Genomic DNA, 14,489 nt, shown 5'->3' with positions numbered 1-14,489 from the left:
GGATTGCTGCCGGACGGCTGGTCTAGAAGGCGCCGGTGCCGTTGGGGGTACCGAGGCCCGTGGGACCGTCCCAGCCGGGGCCGGCGTTGCACCACTGGCTGGTCGGGCAGGTGCCGTTGCTGCCGCTCGTCACATCGGTCAGCGCAGACGTGTGGCTGTATGGGTAGTTGTTGTCGATGCTGGCCGTGTTGCCGGCGAGGGCGTATACGGAAGCGATGATGGGTGAAGCGACACTGGTGCCACCGAACACGAGCCAGCCGCTGAGGCCTCCGCTGGAGGTGGAGTCGTAGACCGCTACGCCGGTGTTGGGGTCGGCCACGGCTGATACGTCGGCCACGGCGCGATTCGAACAGCCGGTGTTCGCGGTGGCTTGGCCGGTCAGCGCGGGGTTGAACGAGGAGCAGCCGGATCCCGCACCGCTCCAGGCGCTCTGCGTCCAGCCGGTGCCGGAGTTGGTCAGAGTGGTGCCGCCGACGGCGGTGACGTAGTGCGAGGACGCCGGGAACTCCACGCCGTATCCGCCGTCACCGGAGCTGGCGGTCACCGCGATGCCGGGGTGGTTGTAGTACGGCGCGTTGCTGTCGGAGGTGTCCGAGCCGCCGTAGCTGTTGCTGATCGAGGCCGGCCTGAGGCTGGCCGCCTGGTTGACCGCCGCACCGAGGTTGGCGAAGGAGTTGGTGCTCGCCTCGACCAGCACGATGTGGCAGTTGGGGCAGATGGCGGAGGCCATGTCCAGGTCCAGGGAGATCTCCTGTGCCCAGCCGGTGTTGACCCTGGGATACTTGGTGCCGCCGTTCTGGTTGATCTTCTTGAAGCAGCCATTGGCGGTGGTGCAGGCCGAGAGGCCGAACTGGGAGCGGTAGACCCCGAGGTCCGCTTCCGCGGTCGGGTCGTCGAAGGCGTCGACGATCGCGACCGTCTGGCCGGAGCCCGCGGTCGAGGACGGCAGGTTGTAGGCGCTTTGCAGATCTGACGGCCCATAGCCGGACGGATTGGCGTTGGGTGCGATCTTCGCGGTGTGCACGTCGGTGCGCACCCAGGCGTTGCAGGCGGCGTGAGCGGCCGTGGGCGCGGCGCATGCACGCACGGCGGCGTGGGTGGAGGCCTGCGCGGTAGGCGCGGCCATGGCTGGAGCGTTGCTGTAGGCCAGGACGGGCAGCGCGGCGGTGGCCGCTACCGTCAGCAGGCGTATCCGAGCGCGGTGGCGCATGGATGCTCCTCAAGGGTGAAAACGTGCGCTGATACGTGGGTGAGCAGCGCTGTGCCGCAGGGCGTGACGCATAACCCTGCGACACTTGCGAGCGCGACGCGCGGCCCGTCGCCCGATCCGGCACTCAGGACTCTGCGTCGCTGGAACAGGGGCCTGCCGCCCCTTTTCCGTTACATCGGACGGTCTAACTGCTTTATTCCTTATGCCCTGTCGTCACGTGCGAACACGCCCCGAGCACAGCACCCTGAATTGCCAGTACGGACCAATACGCGTGGTGCCCAGCCGGATGCGGACGGACGTACCCCTGTCAGCCCTCTGTGGTGACCGGCTCTGCCGGATCAGGGGGTGGCGCCGGAAGACGGTTGTCGGCGGGCAGTGCGCCGTTCAGGGCGTGTCACGTTCCCAGATCCATCGTGACGGGTCATCAGGGTCGGGGCGGTACCACGATCGCCCGCCAGGTCCGTAGGCGCCGTGCGGGGTGGTCAGGGCGATGCCGTCGGCACGCCGGCGCGGAGTCCAGCCGATCAGGGTGATGTGACGTCCGTCGAGTGGTCCGCCGTGCAACTCGACGACGTCGGGCGGTGGCAGGTCGTCGGCAGGCATGCCGTGATCCCCTCGCGGTGTCGCCGCTAGGACGAGGTAATCGGAGTCAGAACGACGAGTGCGGAGGCCCGATACCCGCGCTGCGTTTTGATCCACGCGTGGAGTCCGTCCGTCGGCTCGCGCCCGGATCATGAGACCGTAGGCGAGTCCTCGGACACGTGCGGGCATGGTCCGCGCCGGGTCGGCGAAATCGGCGGAAGTGTGTTCCGCGTCGAGCAGAGGCGACCGGGGCAGGGAAAGTCAGATCACGAATGCGCGGGACAGATCGCGCTGCAAACCCGGGCGAAATCGATGTGTCGGCGACTCGTCAACAGTGCACCGATGCCCATGCCCTCATATGTAGCAGGAGGGCGCTGAATGTCAACGAAGCTGCCAGGCGATCATGATCAGTGTGGCGAGAAGACAGTGCCCCTGATGCACCGGGTCAGGCGCTCGGGCAGGTGTGCGCTCCTGGCCGGACGGTCAACGAGGCGTCACCCGAGTTCGATCTGTTTGTCAGAACCAGTCGCCGGCCCGGCCATCGCGGCGCGGGAACCTCGCCATGGCGACTTGGGTGTGGGGGCCTCCCGGCGCGTGGTGCGGTGGGAGGCCCCCACGGTTGGCCCGTCAGGTCAGCTGAGGTCGGTGGTGGGGTGGACCGGGAGGATGAGCGGTGGTCTCGGCGGCTGGGTGAAGTCGAAGTCCGCCGTCAGGTCGCCGGCTTGCGCGAGGCTTTCGCGTACGTCGGGCCTTGAGTCGGGGCGGCCGTCGGTCGTCGGGTTGAGACGCTGGCCGCCGAGGAAGACGTCCTCGATGAACCGGTTGACGGCGTCCGCGGAGGATGCCGTCTGGTGGTCGATGGCGCCGGCCTTGGCATAGGGGCTGATGACGATGCCGGGCACGCGCAGGCCGAAGCCGTTGGCGTCCACGTTCGGCGGGGTGACGTGGTCGTAGAAGCCGCCCCAGTCGTCCCAGTACAGGAAGATGGCGGTCGAGTTCCAGTCCGGCCCGCTCTCCGCCGCGTTGATCAGGCTGGTCACGTACGTCTGGCCGGCGCTGACCAGGGCGGTGGGGTGTTCGCTGACCTCGTTGGACGGGTCGATCCAGCTGACCGAGGGCAGGGTGCCGTTCTTGGCGTCGGTGTAGTAGTTCTCCACCGAGGTGATGTTGCCGGTCTGGCCGTCGTCCTTGACGGTCTCGAAGCTGGGCAGCGGGTTCCAGATGCTCGGCGTCGTCGAGTCCTGCGAGCCTGCGACGCAACTGATCGAGGAGTCGTCCACGCAGTCCGGCTCGGTGCCGTCCATGACGAAGTACCGCCAGCTCACGCTGTTCTTGTGCAGCAGGTACGTCAGGTCGGTCCACGGGTACTGGGTGTTCTGCGCCGGGGACTTGGTGCTGGTGCACGACTCGGGATCCGTCGTGGACGTGCAGGAGGCCGACCAGTCGGAGACGACGTAGAGGTGGTCCGGCAGGCTCCAGGAGGCGTTGGGCTCGAAGAGGTGGTCCTGCAGGACGTAGGTCTGCGCGTACTTCCAGTAGTTGGGGATCTCCCGCTGGTCCTTGTAGCCGACCACCGAGTGCGGAGTGGTGCTGCCGGCCTTCTCCGCCTGGCCGATGAACCCGTCCATCGCGCCGCCGTCGATGTCGGCGGTGGCGTTCGCGGCCCCGTGCGGGCCGCCCTGGACGGAGTCCTTGGTGCTGTGGAACGGCGCGACCTGCGTGCCGGTGGCCGGATCGGGGACGGTGGCTCCCGCCGGGATGTCGTCCGCCCCCGGGAAGGTGCCGAAGTACTGGTCGAACGACCGGTTCTCCTGGGTGATCACGATGATGTGCTTGATCAGCCCGAGGCCGCCTGCGCTCGTCGCCGCCGTGGCCGGGGTGGTGCCGCCGAGTCCGGCGGCGAGCCCGGACGCGATCAGCGCCGTGCTCGCGAGGAGCGCCGGCCGACGGCCGGGTAACGCTGGTTTCAGTGTTCTCATACTTGGGCCCTTCGTCTGGTGGAGCGGGATCGGGTTATCCAGATGGACTGTGTGTGGCGGTTTGCTGCTGGGTGCCGGACGCCGGGCGGTCAGGCCAGCCACGCGGACGTCAGATCGACCGAGTTCGCACCGCTCGCGGTCACGCCGTTGACGGTCTTGCGGGCGACCACGGTGCTGCCGACCCAGTAGGCGATGACGGCCGGCGTCTCCTGCTGCTGGAGCGCGGCGAGGCGCCGCGCGGTGTCGGCGCGGGACTGCTCGTCGATCGTCGAGTCGTATTGGAGGGCGAGCGCGTCGAAGTCGGGGTTGCTCCAGTGCGCCGAGTTCCCGGCGGCGCCGGTGACGAAGGAGGCGCTGTAGTACTGCTGCGCGGTGGCGCGCCCCGACCAGCCTGCGATGCCCATCGGAACCGTGAGCCAGGGAGCGTTCGGCCCGGCGGCGCGGAACGCCGAGTCGCTCTCGGTCTGTAGCCGCACCGTCACGCCGATCTCCCGCAGCGCGGACTGCGCCAATCGTGCGTAGCTCGGGGCCCAGCCCGACTGCTGCGTGGTGAGCGTGACCGTGAACCCGTTCGGCAGCCCGGCGTCCGCCAGCAGCGCCCGCGCCCTGGCGGGATCGTAAGAGCGCTGCGGCAGCGTGGGGGAATGCGGCAGACCGGGCGCGAAGACGTGGTCGCCGCCCGGCCGCGCGCGCCCGTCGAACAGTTCCTTGATGATCTGGTCGCGTTGCAGCGCGTACGCGATCGCCTGGCGTACCCGGCGATCGTCGAAGGGCTTCTGGTCGGTGCGGAAGAACAGCTGGTCGTAGTAGGTCGAAGCGACCGAGAGAAACCTGACATCGGATTCGGAGTAGACGGGTGAGCCTACGGCGGGCGTCGCGCACACCAGGTCGGCCGCACCGCCCTCGACGGCGACCATCGTGCCGGAGACCGCCGCGTTGAAATTGATCTCGACCCGGTCGAGGTAAGGCAGGCCGGTCTGCCAGTACCTGGGGTTGCGCACGAGTGAGGCCGCGGCGCCGTCCTTGTACGAGGTGAGCAGGAACGGTCCGGTGCCCACCGGCTTCGTCACGAAGTCCCCGGCGTAATTGCGGGGCAGGATGACCGCGTTGGGTGTGGTCGAGGCGACCGCGTACGGGAAGTCGACGAACGGGCGTGCCAGGTGGAACGTCACCTCGTATGTGCCGCTCTTCACGGCGCCGCCGGCCGGCAGGACGCTCTTGAGACCCCCCGGATCGCCGGTGCGCGACGCCGCGCCGAGCACGCGCTCGATGCTGGCGACGACGTCGTCGGCGGTCAGCGCGGTGCCGTCGGAGAACTTCACCCCTTGACGGATCTGGAACGTCCACCGCGAGGCGTCCGCGTTCGGCCGCCAGCTCGTGGCTAGCACCGGCCTCAATGTGTAGTCCTGATTCACCCAGATCAGGTACTGCGCGATCCGTTGGACGATGCTGATCGAGCCCGCGTCGTCCATGGTGACCGGATCGATCGCCGAGGTCGGTGTCACGGCGGCGACCCAGAGCGTGCCACCGCGGCGTGGTTTCTGCGCTGCGGCCGGTGTCGCGTGGGGATCGTCGCCGCACGCTTCCAACAACAGGCCGACGACTGGAACACCGAGGCCGAGGGCCCCGGCCCGTCTGATCAGATCCCGGCGGGTCATCCGCCGTGCCCTCACCTCCTCCACCAAGTGGCGGCCATAATCCTCGGACGGGAATCGGTCTCTCATGCGAACCTCTCGGCGCTCGACGTGGACAGGACGGACAAGGCAGACAGGACCGGGCGGCCCGCGCCGGACACGCAGCACCGCAAAGGGCCGCCGGTCCGGCGGCAGATGACAGGTGGTGACGCCAGCGGGCCGCGGCATGGCACGGCAGCCAAAGGCAGAATGCTTAGATCAACGGCGGTACGGCGGTGGAAGTCCTCGCCGTCTCCCGGTCACACGGAACCGAGTCATCAGGGCAGCCGTCAGCAGCCCCGGTGATCGCGCCGGAGGCGTGGAAAGAATCAGATCACGAATGCGCTGGACAGATAGCGCTGCAAACCCGGGCGAAGTCGACGTGCCGCCGAATCGTCAGCAGTGCGCCTATGCCCATGACTCCATGTGTAACCGAGAACCCTTATTCAGTCAACAAAATCCAGAGACGGACTCGCCATCGTGCGAAGTCGCCGCGCAGGCCGCCCGCACACGCCGGGAACCTGTCAAATCAGTGACGTGTCAGATTCCTGCGCCTGCGAAACGCCGATGGTCACGTGCCGTATGCGTCTGATCGCGCCGTCGCAGGATATGACATCCCCATCAAGCGGCAGTGGCTATTACGGGATCTTCCTCACTAGTCTGGGGCCATGCGTCTTGGACTCTTCATACCGCAAGGTTGGCGGCTCGATCTGACCGGGATCGACCCTTCCGACCAGTGGACCGCGATGCTCGACGTCGCCCGCGCCGCCGATAACGGCCCATTTGAATCAATATGGGTATATGATCACTTTCATACTGTCCCGGCTCCGACCGACCAGGCCACGCATGAGGCGTGGTCGTTGATGGCTGCGTTCGCTGCTTCGACGTCGCGGGTGCGGTTGGGTCAGATGTGCACGTGTATGGGTTACCGCAACCCGGCGTATCTTGCGAAGGTCGCGGCGACGGTGGACCTGATTTCCGGTGGTCGTGCGGAGATGGGTATCGGCGGCGGCTGGTATGAGCACGAGTGGCGTGCGTACGGTTACGGCTTTCCGACGGCTGGTGAGCGGTTGGGCATGCTGGACGAGGGTGTCCAGATCATGCGGCAGCTGTGGACCACGGGTACCGCGACGCTGGACGGCAAGCACTATCAGGTCGACGGTGCGATTTCGCGTCCGCTTCCGTTGCAGGAGGGCGGGATCCCGCTGTGGATCGCCGGTGCGGGGGAGCGTAAGACGCTGCGCACGGCTGCGAAGTACGCGCAGTACACCAACTTCAGTGCCGACCCGGAGACCTGGCGGCACAAGTCCGAGGTGTTGGCTCAGCACTGCCGGGAGGTGGGCACCGACTTCGATGCGATCGTGCGCTCGGCGAACTTCAACGTGGTGATCGGCGAGACCGAGAAGGACGTGCAGGACAAGCTGGCCTGGGTCCGCTCGCACTATGCGCCGTATGTGTCGGCGGAGCAGGTGGAGGCGGAGTACCGCGGCTTCGCCAACAGCAAGCTGACCGGCACACCCGAGCAGGTCGTGCAGGCTCTGCACGAGGCACACGCCCAGGGCGTGGGTTATGTGATCCTCTACTTCCCTGAGGTTGCGTACGACCGCTCCGGCCTGGAGTTGTTCATCAAGCAGGTCGTGCCCGAACTGGCCGCCTGAGTCTGCGCCCGAGCGGAAGCCTGCCGCGATTCGGTGATCCGGTCGCTGCCCAACGCGTAATCCGTCCAACTGCGCAATCCGTTCGACGGTGCAATCCAGTGGACAGCGCAATCCAGTGGACAGCGGCGATGGCGCTAACGAGGATCGACGCTATGCCGACGACCTCGCAGCCATCGCCGTCCACGTCCGGTTCCATCGCCGCTTCCACTTCTGGGCCCGCTTCCACCTCCGCGGCCGCTTCCGCTTCCGCTTCTGGGTCGGCTTCCCTCTCGGCGCCGGCGTTCACCGACGTGCTCGAAGCGCGTCGTCTGCTTGCCGCGCATCTGACGCCGACCCCGGCCTGGACCTATCCGGTGCTCAACCAGGCCGTGGGTGCGACCGTTTGGATCAAGCACGAGAACGCGCAGCCGGTTGGTGCGTTCAAGGTGCGCGGGGGGCTGAACCTGCTCGCCTCGCTCTCACCCGCGCAGCGGGCTGTCGGCGTGGTGGCGGCGTCTACTGGGAACCACGCGCAGTCGGTCGCGTACGCCGCCCGCTCGTTCGGGGCGCCGTGCACGATCGTCATGCCGGAGAACGCCAATCCGGTCAAGGCCGCGGCCGTGCGCGCCCTCGGCGCGGAGCTCGTGCTGCGGGGAGCGGCGTTCGACGAATGCCGCTCGATCGCCGCGCAGATCGGCGCCTCGACCGGTGCGTACTACGTCGACTCCGGCAACGAGCCCAAGCTGATCGCCGGAGTCGCCACCGCGGCGCTGGAACTGTTCGAGGTCGCGCCTCGGCTCGACGCGTTGTTCGTGCCGATCGGCTCGGGCACGGGTGCGTCCGGGGCGTGTATCAGCGCACGCGCGGTGGCGCCGCAATGTCAGGTGATCGGTGTGCAGTCGGCGCAGGCACCGGCCGCCTACGAGTCGTGGCGCTCCGGAACGGCGGTTGACCGGCCGAACAAGACCACGATCGAGGGCCTGTCGACCGGGCAGAGTTTCTCCCTGCCGCAGGCGATCATGCGTGAGCTGCTGCACGACTTCCTGCTGGTCGACGACAGCTCGATCCACTCCGCGCAGCGCCTTCTCATCGGCGCCGCGCACACGATGGCCGAGGGCGCCGGGGCCGCCGCGCTGGCCGGAGTGCTGGCCCGGCGCTCGCAGTACGCGGGGAAGAACGTTGGCGTCATCTGTAGCGGCGGCAATGTGAGCGAGGCGGAACTCGGGCTCGTGCTGACGGCCGTGCTGCCCGGGTGAGGGGTGCGGGGTCGGGCTCCTGACTTGAGGGATGGCGAGACTGTGTTCGGGGCGCGCCCGTGGAAGTTTCCGTCCGAACGGCCGAACATTTCGAACAATCTCACCTGCCCCTTGACGCACTTTCCGAGGCAGATCTAACGTCACGGCGTTGCAGTGAGCCCACTGCGAACTCGAAATGTTTCGACAGTTCACCGGCCGTGGCCTGCCAACCAGCCTGTCAGCACGGCCGTCCGCGCCAGCGCGCGGGCGGTGCCCGGCCCGGGGACGGAAGGTGACTAGGCACTATGGATATCGACACCGGCGCCGGTATCGGAGCGACTCGGCGCCGACCCGGGCCCTCCGGACACTCCCGGACCTCCCCACGCAGGCGGCTGCGCGCGGTCCTCGCGGTCGGCGCCGTGGCCACCGCGGCGACCACCGCGGGCGCCCTGGTCATGGCCGGGCCGGCCTCGGCCGCCTCGACGCTGCGCTCGGCCGCCGAGGCCAGCGGCCACTACTTCGGCACCGCGCTGACGCAGAGCAACCTGAGCAACTCCACGCTGACCGGTGTCGCCAGCGCCCAGTTCGACATGGTGACCCCGGGCAACGAGATGAAGTGGGACACCACCGAGCCGTCGAACGGCTCGTACAACTTCGGCCCCGGCGACCAGATCGTGGCGTGGGCGAAGGCGAACAACGACCGGGTGCGCGGGCACAACCTGGTGTGGCACAGCCAGCTGCCCTCCTGGGTCAGCAGCCTGCCGCTGAACCAGGTGCAGGCCGCGATGGAGGCGCACATCACCACCGAGGCCACGCACTACAAGGGCCAGGTGTACTCCTGGGACGTGGTGAACGAGCCGTTCAACGACGACGGCACGCCGCGTCAGGACGTCTTCTACAACGCGTTCGGCGGCGTCGGCTACATCGCGGACGCGATCAAGACCGCGCACGCGGCCGACCCGAACGCCAAGCTCTACATCAACGACTACAACATCGAGGGCTCCGGCGCGAAGAGCAACGCGATGTACTCGCTGGCGCAGTCGCTGCTGTCCGCGGGCGTGCCGCTGAACGGCATCGGGTTCGAGAGCCACTTCATCCTCGGCCAGATCCCCAGCGACATGCAGTCGAACATGCAGCGCTTCGCCAGCCTCGGCCTGGACGTCGCGGTCACCGAGCTCGACGACCGTATCCAGCTGCCCGCCTCCACCGCGAACCTCCAGCAGCAGGCCACCGACTTCAGCAACGTGGTCAAGGACTGCCTGGGCGTCTCGCGCTGCGTCGGCGTGACGCAGTGGGGCGTCGGCGACGCCGACTCCTGGATCCCCGGCTTCTTCTCCGGGTACGGCGCGGCGACCATGTTCGACAACAACTACCAGCCCAAGCCGTCGTTCAACGCCGCGCTCGCCGCACTTGGCGGCGGTGCCACGACGCCGCCGAGCAGCAACCCGCCGTCGACCACGCCGCCGTCCTCGGCCCCGCCGAGCACCACGCCGCCGAGCACGACGCCTCCGGGCGGCTGCCACGTGGCCGACGTGATCAACGCCTGGAACACCGGCCTGACCTCGAACCTCACCATCACCAACAACGGCTCCACCGCGATCAACGGCTGGAAGCTGGCGTTCACCCTGCCCTCCGGGCAAAGCATCACCTCCGTCTGGAACGCGACCGTCACCCCGTCCAGCGGAGTGGTGACCGCCACCAACCTCAGCTACAACGCCACCATCACAGCCAACGGCGGCACCACCACCCTCGGCTTCAACGCCAACCAGACCGGCAACGCGGGCGCGCCCACCAGCTTCACGCTCAACGGCACCGCCTGCTCCGTCAGCTAATACCGGCACACCCTGCGTGACCGAGTCCGCGCGTGTTCGAATGCGTTGACTCACCGCTGCTCCCTCGCCTACTTTTTGACCAGAAGGGGCGTGGGAGCAGCGGCATATGCAGGGGAAACCGGAGACTGGCACGAGTTCGGCCACCACGATCGAATCCGTGCTGCGTGCCGCCCGCTCCCGCCTCGACCGGCTGACGCCGGGTCAGGCCGCGCGCGAACAGGCCGAGGGCGCGCTGATCGTGGACATCCGGTCCGAGCCGACCCGCCGCGCCGAGGGGGAGATCCCCGGCTCGCTCATCCTGGAGCGCAACGTCCTGGAGTGGCGGCTCGACCCGGCCAGCAGCTGGCGTATCGCCGAGGCCGTCGACCACTCGCTGCGCGCGATCCTGGTCTGCCCGGAGGGGTACGTCTCCAGCCTGGCGGCCGCCGGGCTCAAGGACATCGGACTGCACCAAGCCACCGACGTCATCGGCGGTTTCGAGGCCTGGCGCGCCGAGGGCCGCCCCATCGTGCGCAGCGTGACGATGGCCGGCTCGTACGTCGCCGCGGCACCCGCCATGATCATCCTCGACGCCGTCCGCCAGCAGATGCTCGTGGACGGCGCGCCAGTGCCGTTAACCCGCCTCGAATACCGGCTGCTCGACGAACTGCTGCGGGCCAACGGCCGCGTGGTCACCCGCGAGGAGCTGCGTTCGAGCATCGGCGACTGGCCGGGCAGCCGCAGCCGTTCGGTCGACCTGCACATCCACCGGATACGCCGAAAGCTCGGCCCGCGCGCGGCGGCGCTGTTGGCCACCGAGTGGGGCGTCGGCTTCAGGCTGCGCGCGGCGGCCAGCCCGGAGGGATCGACGGGTCTGGTGGGTCCGGCGACTGTGGGCGGGCTGGTCGGTCCCCCGCCGCTGCCGACCGGGAGTACGACGCCGGCTCCGACTGCGCAGCGGACGCGCGGCCACCATGCGGTGTCCGGGCCGATCGGATCAACGGGATCAGTGCTCGGCGACGAGCACGACGTCGAGGGTGCGCGGTCCGTGCACGCCCTCGACCCGGTCGAGTTCGATGTCGCTGGTGGCGGAGGGGCCTGAGATCCAGTTCTGCGGCCGGGCGGGGTCGAGGCGCGGCAGCGCGAGCGGCACCGAGGCGACGATCTGCTCGGGTGCGTCGACGACGCAGATGTGATGGTCGGGCACCAGGGTCAGGGCGCGGCGGCCCTGGCCGGGCCCGGCGTCGAGCACGATCGTGCCGGTCTCGGCGATGGCCAGCGCGCAGCCGGTGACCACCGAGTCGACCGCGTCCAGCGTGGCCGCGCTCAGCTGCGGTGAATCGGTGATTTGACGTATGCCGGTCGCCTGAGTCAGCCATTCGGGCGTAAGGTCCGTCGGCACGGCGACGCTGGTGCTGCCGTGGGCCGTCAGCAGTCTTGCGATGGTGGCGGGCAGTTCGGCCTGGGTGCAGCGGTACACGTGCGCGCGGTAGTCGGTCAGATTGTCGGCCAGCAGCTCGACCAGTGCGATGGGATTCTCTGACGCGTGCGCGACGCGGTAGTCGCGGGGGACTGGCACGTCGTCAGGGGCCTCATCGGCGGGTACGTCGCGTAGCGCTGCGCGGATCCGTGCCAGGATCACGTCACGCGCGTTCACGGCAGCGTCGCTCACGACTGATTCCCCTTACCGCTGTGGTTCTGCGTCCACCAGTCGCGAAAGGTCTGTGCGGGGATTTCGGGCAGTTCACGGCTGTCCGTCCACGCTCGCCCGGCGCCCGGCAGCCGCTTCGGCACGATGCGGCGAGCCCGCGTAGCCACGCGTTCGGCGGCGGCGAAGCGCCTGGGGTTCGCCATCATCCAGCGTGCCGCGCGCATCGCCGCGCGCTCCGCGCGGTGGCCGGTGCCGTGTTCGGCGACCCGGGTGCGCAGATGGACCAGCACCTGCGGGATGTCGATGGCCACCGGGCACACTTGGTAGCAGGCCCCGCACAGACTCGACGCGTACGGCAGCGATGCGTCGACCGCGCTGCCGACCCCGCGCAGCTGCGGGGTCAGGATCGCCCCGATCGGACCCGGATACGCCGAACCGTAGGCGTGCCCCCCGGCCCGCTCGTAGACCGGGCACACGTTCAGGCACGCGGAGCAGCGGATACAGCGCAACGCTTGCCGCCCTACGGTGTCGGCGAGTGTGGCCGTGCGTCCGTTGTCCAGCAGCACCAGGTGGAACGCGCGTGGCCCGTCTCCGTCTGTCACCCCTGTCCACAGCGTCGTGTACGGGTTCATCCGCTCCGCTGTCGAGGAGCGCGGCAGCAGTTGGAAGAAGACCTCCATGTCCCGCCACGTGGGCACGACCTTCTCGATCCCCACGACTGCGATAAGCGTCTCCGGCAGCGTCAGGCACATCCGTCCGTTGCCCTCCGACTCGAACACCGCCAGCGTCCCGGTCTCGGCGACGATGAAGTTCGCCCCGCACACGCCGACCTTCGCCCGCAGGAACTTCTCGCGCAGGTGCAGGCGCGCGGCCTCGGCGAGGTTCGCCGGCTCGTCGGTCAGGCCCTGCGGCGCGGGGCGCCCCCAGCGGCCCATCTCCCGCTCGAAGATCTCCCGGATCTCCCCGCGGTTGCGGTGGATCGCGGGCACCAGGATGTGCGAGGGCCGATCGCCCCCGAGCTGCACGATCAGCTCCGCCAGGTCCGTCTCGTACGCCCGGATGCCTTCGTCCCCAAGGGCCTCGTTCAGGCCGATCTCCTGCGTGGCCATGGACTTGACCTTGACCACCTCGCGCTGCCCGGCCGCGTGCACCAGGTCGGCGACGATCCGGTTCGCCTCCGCCGCGTCGCGCGCCCAGTGCACTACGCCGCCCGCCGCGGTGACGTTCGCCTCCACCTGCAACAGGTAGGTGTCCAGGTGCCGCAGTGTCCGCTCTTTGATCGCCGCGCCGGCGGCCCGCAGCGCCGCCCAGTCGTCCAGCTCCGCCACCGCACGCGCCCGCTTGTCCCGGATCGTGTGCGTCGCACGCGTGAGGTTCGCCCGCAGCCGGGCATCCTTCGTCGACACGCTCGCGGCCTGCGGGAACGCCGGCATGCCCAGATACGTCCCGCTCATCCTGCCTCCGTGCCGCCAGTCATCCGATGAATCAGTGACTCAGTATCGCCGGTGTCGCCGGTCGTTACCAGTCGGCCAGGCCGGTCATGCGGAGGGTGAGGTTCAGGCGGCCGGAGGCGAGACCGGTGATCGGGTCACCGGTGCCGGGGAAGACCCTCGGCACGCCGTGATAGGCGAACCGCGAGGGACCGCCGAAGACGAACAGGTCGCCGGATTCGAGCTCGACGTCGGTGTACGGCTTGTTACGGCTCTCGGTGTTGCCGAAGCGGAAGACGCACGTGTCGCCGATGCTCAGCGACACCACCGGAGCGTCGCAACGCTCGTCCTTGTCCTGGTGCATGCCCATGCGGGCCTGGCCCTCGTAGAAGTTGATCAGCGCGGTGTCCGGGTCGTACGCCGAGGCCGCTTGAGGGTCCTGGTAGGCGTCGATCAGGGCCTGGCGACCCAGGTCGGCGAGCCAGTCCGGGAAGGGCGCGACGCGTTGATCGTTCACGTCGTGCGCGATACGCGAATAGCGGTACGGCTGCCAGTGCCACCCGATGCACACGGTCTGCACCGACATCACCCCGCCGCCAGGCAGCCTGGTGTGCCTGATCGGCACCGGACTGCTCGCCCAGCTCCGGCAGGCCGCCACCAGCTCACGCTGTCGCTGCGCGCCGAGCCAGCCGGGCACGTGAACCGCGCCCGGCGCGATCTCGGTTCGCGGCCGGGGGATCAGGGCTCCCATACGCTCGCGCTGTTCCACAGGTGGTGCATCGCGTAGGAGCGCCAGGGCCGCCATCCGGCGGAGTCGGCGGCGGTCGCGCCCAGGCGCAGCTCCGCGGCGCTGATCGCCGCGTCACCGCCGAGCAGCACGTCGGGGTCGCCGAGCGCGCGCATGCGGATGTATCCGGCGGTCCACGGTCCGATCCCGCGCAGCGCCAACAGGTTCCGCTCGGCCTCGTCGCGGTCCACCCCGGGGTCGAGTCTGACGGTGCCGTCGGCGAGCGCTGCGCTGAGCGAGCGCAGTGCAGCGCGACGTGACTCGGGCATCCCGAGTGTGCCCAGCGAGCTGTCAGCGAGATCCGCTGCCTGCGGGAACAGGTGCGTCAGGCCGCCGCTCGGTGTGGGCAGCGGTTGCCCGTACGCCGCGACCAGTGCGGTACCGAGTCCGCGACCCGCCGCGACCGTGACCTGCTGGCCGAGCACCGCGCGTACCGCAAGTTCCTCCGGATCGGCGGCGCCCGGCGCGCGCAGCCCTGGCCGCTTCTGCACCAA

General features: G+C 68.9%; 12 protein-coding genes. 4 read left to right on the top strand and 8 right to left on the bottom strand.

Going from position 1 to position 14,489, the window contains the following annotated elements; genetic code table 11:
• Positions 1–22: 22 nt before the first annotated feature.
• From VGS97_RS10360 to VGS97_RS10345, 4 genes are all read right to left on the bottom strand, one after another.
• Entirely contained in the window at positions 23–1,210 is a 1,188-nt protein-coding gene (locus VGS97_RS10360; RefSeq protein WP_326853119.1) for a S53 family peptidase, read from the bottom strand.
• A gap of 384 nt (positions 1,211–1,594) precedes the next feature.
• Positions 1,595–1,813 (bottom strand): hypothetical protein, encoded by a 219-nt coding sequence (locus VGS97_RS10355; protein ID WP_326853118.1) that lies wholly within the window; start codon positions 1,811–1,813, stop codon positions 1,595–1,597.
• Between the two features lie 611 nt (positions 1,814–2,424).
• A complete protein-coding gene (locus VGS97_RS10350; protein WP_326853117.1) occupies positions 2,425–3,771 on the bottom strand; it encodes an alkaline phosphatase family protein in 1,347 nt (448 codons plus the stop codon).
• Between the two features lie 89 nt (positions 3,772–3,860).
• Positions 3,861–5,495, bottom strand: coding sequence for an ABC transporter substrate-binding protein (locus VGS97_RS10345; protein ID WP_326853116.1), 1,635 nt, complete (start codon positions 5,493–5,495; stop codon positions 3,861–3,863).
• Positions 5,496–6,112: 617 nt separating this feature from the next.
• Here VGS97_RS10345 and VGS97_RS10340 point away from each other — a divergent pair.
• The 4 genes from VGS97_RS10340 (at position 6,113) to VGS97_RS10325 (ending at position 11,229) form a co-directional block, all read left to right on the top strand.
• Positions 6,113–7,102, top strand: a complete 990-nt coding sequence (locus tag VGS97_RS10340; protein ID WP_326853115.1) for an LLM class F420-dependent oxidoreductase — start codon at positions 6,113–6,115, stop codon at positions 7,100–7,102.
• Between the two features lie 152 nt (positions 7,103–7,254).
• Positions 7,255–8,337, top strand: coding sequence for a threonine/serine dehydratase (locus tag VGS97_RS10335; RefSeq protein ID WP_326853114.1), 1,083 nt, complete (start codon positions 7,255–7,257; stop codon positions 8,335–8,337).
• 284 nt (positions 8,338–8,621) lie between these two features.
• The gene (locus VGS97_RS10330) at positions 8,622–10,148 is read left to right on the top strand and encodes an endo-1,4-beta-xylanase (RefSeq protein WP_326853113.1); all 1,527 of its coding nucleotides are present in this window, start codon (positions 8,622–8,624) and stop codon (positions 10,146–10,148) included.
• Positions 10,149–10,254: 106 nt separating this feature from the next.
• Positions 10,255–11,229, top strand: a complete 975-nt coding sequence (locus VGS97_RS10325; RefSeq protein WP_326853112.1) for a winged helix-turn-helix domain-containing protein — start codon at positions 10,255–10,257, stop codon at positions 11,227–11,229.
• Here VGS97_RS10325 and VGS97_RS10320 read toward each other — a convergent pair.
• The 4 genes from VGS97_RS10320 to VGS97_RS10305 form a co-directional block, all read right to left on the bottom strand.
• Positions 11,134–11,784 carry a LutC/YkgG family protein gene (locus VGS97_RS10320; RefSeq protein ID WP_349262079.1) on the bottom strand — a complete coding sequence of 217 codons (651 nt, stop codon included), beginning with the start codon at positions 11,782–11,784 and terminating at the stop codon, positions 11,134–11,136. The genes VGS97_RS10325 and VGS97_RS10320 overlap by 96 nt on opposite strands.
• 11 nt (positions 11,785–11,795) lie before the next feature.
• Positions 11,796–13,232, bottom strand: a complete 1,437-nt coding sequence (locus VGS97_RS10315; RefSeq protein WP_326853110.1) for a lactate utilization protein B — start codon at positions 13,230–13,232, stop codon at positions 11,796–11,798.
• A gap of 64 nt (positions 13,233–13,296) precedes the next feature.
• Positions 13,297–13,959: an alpha-ketoglutarate-dependent dioxygenase AlkB gene (locus VGS97_RS10310; protein WP_349262078.1), complete on the bottom strand. Its 663-nt coding sequence runs from the start codon at positions 13,957–13,959 to the stop codon at positions 13,297–13,299.
• A partial coding sequence (locus VGS97_RS10305; protein ID WP_414641682.1) for a DNA-3-methyladenine glycosylase family protein occupies positions 13,947–14,489 on the bottom strand: 543 nt, incomplete at its 5' end. The genes VGS97_RS10310 and VGS97_RS10305, both read right to left, overlap by 13 nt.

Source organism: Actinocrinis sp., assembly GCF_035946395.1.
In the GTDB taxonomy this organism is placed as follows: domain Bacteria; phylum Actinomycetota; class Actinomycetes; order Streptomycetales; family Catenulisporaceae; genus Actinocrinis.
The sequence above is the reverse complement of the archived record's forward strand: the minus strand, read 5'-3'. Positions and strand labels throughout refer to the sequence as shown.